This is a genomic window from Streptosporangium sp. NPDC048886, from assembly GCF_055586905.1.
In genome coordinates, this window is the sequence record NZ_JBVJHH010000101.1 from 1 (window position 1) to 3,825 (window position 3,825).

Below are 3,825 nucleotides of genomic sequence, written 5' to 3' on the forward strand. Positions count from 1 at the left end.
CTCTCCCGACAACTGTTCAAACTCCTCGAACGCGACCCAGAACCCCTCCAAACAGCCGCTTGACAGATATAGCAGCCTCGAAAAGTCCCGTTAGCAGAGCAGCGTTGAGCGGCTTGCTGTGACATTCCGTTCCGGACTCATCTGGACGACGCGTTCTTGGAGGGTGCCGGCAAGAACGACGCCGTAGCCACGAGTTGGGCTGATCTTGTTCTCAGAAATGACCAGTTCTTCGAGAGTGGATCATCACCTGACGCGTGTCCGGTCTGTCTTCGGCCGTCGTTCTCAGAACCTCTCGCAGAACTGTCTTCTCAGAACATCGCCCGCGATAGGTTTTGCGACGTGACTGAGCTCGTGGATCCGGCTGCCGCTGTCGAACGGTTCGACTGCCCGATGTGCGAGGCGCCGGCGGGCAGCACCTGCCGGACCAGGGGTGGCAAGGTGGCGCCGAAGTACCACACACCGCGCTTCGTGCTGGTGCCGCAGCTGCGCACTGAACTGGAGGTGCGCACTCCGGCCGGGCGCGGGCCCGGCCGTATCTGGCAGGCGGGCCCGGCGGTCGATGCCGAGGTGGTGGCGGTGGCCGCGGCCAAGTCGACCCGGGTCGGCTTGGCCGCTGCAGCACCGCCCAGCAGGAGCTGGACAGCCAGCTGGATGCCCTGAAGGTGGCGGGCTGCGAACCGATCTTCGCCGAGAAGATCAGCACGCGCGTCAAGGTCCGGCCGGAGTTCACCCGGGCGATGGATTATGCCCACACCATCAAGAGCGCGGTCCCGCATCAGCGGGTGATCTTCACCGTGCACGAGATGAAGCGGCTGGGCCGTGGCGCCGCCGAGCTGCTGACCATCGCCGAGCAGCTGCGCCAGGCCGACATCGAGCTGGAGCTGCTGACTGGGCCGCTGCAGGGGATGTACAACCCGTCCGGGCACGGGGCGGCGTTGTTCGCCTTCTTCGCTGGGATGGCCGAGTCCGAGCGGGAGTATGTGCGCGAGAAGTCCCTGAAGGCCAGGCGTCGGCCCGTGAGCGCGGCCGCCACGGCGGCCGGCCGAAGGTGTTCGACGACGACATGATCGCCTACGCGCGCGCGTTGCGCGCCCGGGGCGTGGCGGTGCCCGACATCGCGGCCAAGCTGGTCATCCCCACCGGCAAGAACAAGGGCGAGCACCCGTCGGTGGCCAGCGTCTACCGCGTGCTGGCCGAACAGCCCGCCACCACCGCGGGTTCTGTCGGCCTTGATGGCTTCGCATGAGCTGGCCGGGTGACCTGCTGGGTTTCGCCGCCGGACTTGTGATCGCCTTGGTCACCGCGCCGGTGGGCGTGTCCGGCGCGGTCTTCCTGCTGCCGATCCAGCTCAGCGTCCTGGGCGTGCCCAGCCCGGCGATCACGCCGACGAACCTGCTGTACAACGTCGTGGCCACTCCCGGCGCTCTGGCCCGCTATCGCGTTGGTGGCAAGCTGTACAGCCCGCTGACCCGGCTGCTCCTGTACGGCACCCTGCCCGGGGTCGTCGTCGGGGCCGTCATCCGCGTCTACGCCGTACCGGACGCCCAGGTCTTTCGTCTGCTGGTGGCGGTGCTGCTGCTCCCGCTGGGCGCGTGGCTGTGCGCCCGGACGCTGCGCCCGCCCCGGCGGCCACGTTCGCGCGAGCCCTCCTCGCGCCTGGTGTTGGTGCTGGCCCTGGCCGTCGGTGTCGTCGGGGGGCATCTACGGCATCGGCGGCGGATCGACCCTCGGCCCGGTCCTGGCCGGGCTCGGTCTTCCGCTGGCCAGGCTCGCGCCCGCCGCGCTGGCCTCCACCTTTCTCACCTCCATCGTCGGCGTGGCGGCCTACGGCCTGCTGTCGCTGGCCGCCCCCGGCGACATCGCCCCCGATTGGAGCCTTGGCCTGATGTGCGGGCTCGGCGGGTTGATCGGCGGCTACCTCGGCGCACGTGCTCAATCGCACCTGCCCGAACCGGCCCTGCGCTTCCTGCTCGGCGTTTTGGCCACGGCCCTGGCCCTGCTCTACCTCTGGCAGAGCCTCACCTGAGCCTCCTGCCGCGAGTGGCCGCCACGGCGCCCTCTTGTCAAGACATAGCCAATTCGGGCTATCATCGCTTCATGGCGATTGATAGTGATGCTGGTCGATGTGTGAACGCCGACATCGCCGCGGGCATCCCCCCGGCGGCGGCGTTGTTCCACTCGCTGGCCGATGAGACCCGGCTGAAGATCGTGCAGCGCCTGGCCCGCGGCGAGGCGCGGGTGGTGGACCTGACGGCCGAACTCGGCCTGGCCCAGTCGACGGTCTCCAAGCACCTGGCGTGCCTGCGCGACTGCGATCTGGTCGACTACCGCGCCGAAGGCCGCCAGTCGTTTTACGCGCTGACCCGGCCCGAGCTGATGGACCTGCTCGCCTCCGCCGAGCAACTGCTGGCCGCCACGGGTCACGCCGTCACGCTCTGCCCCGCCCCCGAGCCCGGCAGCTTCGAGCGCGCGGCCGACCTGCTCGCGGGAGGGGGGACGATCGCATGACGGCGCTGAACCTGCCCGGTCTCGGGCCCGCGCCGACCAGGCGTGCCGTACTGCGGCGCCGTATCCGGCTGCTGGTGGCCGCGACGATCACCTACAACGTGATCGAGGCCGTGGTCGCCATCACCGCTGGGACGATGGCCTCCTCGGCCGCGCTGATCGGTTTCGGCCTCGACTCGATCGTGGAGGTCGCCTCCGCGGCGGCGGTGGCCTGGCAGTTCTCCGCCGCCGACCACGAGAAGCGGGAACGAACGGCGCTGCGGGTGATCGCGGTCTCGTTCTTCGCGCTGGCCGCCTATGTCACGGTCGACGCCGTACGCGCCCTGGCCGGCGTCGGTGAGGCCGAGCACTCCACGCCCGGCCTGATCCTGGCCGCCCTCTCGATGGCCATCATGCCGTTCCTGTCGGCCGCGCAGCGCCGCGCCGGTCGCGAGCTCGGTTCCGCCTCCGCCGTGGCCGACTCCAAGCAGACGCTGCTGTGCACCTACCTGTCCGCGGTGCTGCTGGTGGGCCTGGCGCTCAACAGCTTGTTCGGCTGGTCCTGGGCCGACCCAATCGCAGCCCTGGTCATCGCGGCCGTCGCGGTGAAGGAGGGCCGCGAGACCTGGCGCGGCGATGCCTGCTGCGCCGTCCCCGGCCACGTCGACACCGGCAGCCACCTCGCCGCCGACGCCGACGAGCCGGGCGCCTCAACCGCGTGCACGGACGGCTGCTGCACCAACGACGACGGCTGCTGCACCAACGACAAGGACAAGGAGAACGACCGATGATCGGCCGCCCGATGCCCGCCCGTGTGCGGGCCGCCTACCGCAACGAGATGAACGCCGCCCGCGCCGCCCCCGACGCCGCAGCACGTTGGCGGCATCTGGAGCGGGCGCACATCATCTCCCAGCCGTGGCCCTGGCCACACACGGCCAACCACATCGCCATGTTCGCCCTGGCCCTCGCCCAGCGCGACCGCCGCGAGGCGATCGGCCAGATCATCCGCATCATCGTGGCCGCGCCCGGCTCCGCGCTGGGCCGCTACCCCGAAGGCAACACCGGCCGCGCCCGCGTCAGCCTCACCCAGCCCATGCCGCTGCCCGCCGACCTGGCCCAACTCCTGTAGAGCGCCTGACCGGGAAGATCCCGACGGCCTGGAGAGGGGAGTACGTACGCCAAGCTTCTCCGGGCCGCCGCCGCGCTCAGTCGTCACGGCTGACCTTCGCGAACTGGCTTAGCGTACGTTTTCGAGGCTGCTATATCTGTCAAGCGGCTGTTTGGAGGGGTTCTGGGTCGCGTTCGAGGAGTTTGAACAGTTGTCGGGAGAGGGCTCGTTTG

At 69.7% G+C, this 3,825-nt stretch carries 7 protein-coding genes and 1 pseudogene; all 8 read left to right on the forward strand.

The annotated features are described in order from the left end of the window. Positions 1–339: 339 nt before the first annotated feature. Positions 340–660, forward strand: coding sequence for a zinc finger domain-containing protein (locus ACZ6R6_RS49125; protein WP_470104421.1), 321 nt, complete (start codon positions 340–342; stop codon positions 658–660). A 2-nt stretch (positions 661–662) separates the two neighbouring features. Continuing rightward, positions 663–1,067, forward strand: a complete 405-nt coding sequence (locus ACZ6R6_RS49130; RefSeq protein WP_470104423.1) for a recombinase family protein — start codon at positions 663–665, stop codon at positions 1,065–1,067. After that, complete coding sequence (locus tag ACZ6R6_RS49135; protein ID WP_470104425.1) at positions 1,049–1,246, forward strand: hypothetical protein; 198 nt, start codon at positions 1,049–1,051, stop codon at positions 1,244–1,246. The genes ACZ6R6_RS49130 and ACZ6R6_RS49135 overlap by 19 nt, the downstream gene beginning before the upstream one ends. Continuing rightward, a pseudogene (locus ACZ6R6_RS49140) lies at positions 1,243–1,629 on the forward strand (TSUP family transporter); the annotation flags it as partial. The gene ACZ6R6_RS49135 and the pseudogene ACZ6R6_RS49140, both read left to right, overlap by 4 nt. Before the next feature lie 55 nt (positions 1,630–1,684). Beyond that, entirely contained in the window at positions 1,685–2,026 is a 342-nt protein-coding gene (locus ACZ6R6_RS49145) for a TSUP family transporter (protein WP_470104427.1), read from the forward strand. Between the two features lie 71 nt (positions 2,027–2,097). Continuing rightward, entirely contained in the window at positions 2,098–2,508 is a 411-nt protein-coding gene (locus ACZ6R6_RS49150) for an ArsR/SmtB family transcription factor (RefSeq protein ID WP_470104432.1), read from the forward strand. Continuing rightward, positions 2,505–3,275, forward strand: a complete 771-nt coding sequence (locus tag ACZ6R6_RS49155; RefSeq protein WP_470104429.1) for a cation efflux transmembrane domain-containing protein — start codon at positions 2,505–2,507, stop codon at positions 3,273–3,275. Before ACZ6R6_RS49150 ends, ACZ6R6_RS49155 begins: the two co-directional genes overlap by 4 nt. Continuing rightward, positions 3,272–3,613 (forward strand): DUF3703 domain-containing protein, encoded by a 342-nt coding sequence (locus ACZ6R6_RS49160; protein WP_470104430.1) that lies wholly within the window; start codon positions 3,272–3,274, stop codon positions 3,611–3,613. The genes ACZ6R6_RS49155 and ACZ6R6_RS49160 overlap by 4 nt, the downstream gene beginning before the upstream one ends. The last annotated feature ends 212 nt before the right edge of the window (positions 3,614–3,825 follow it).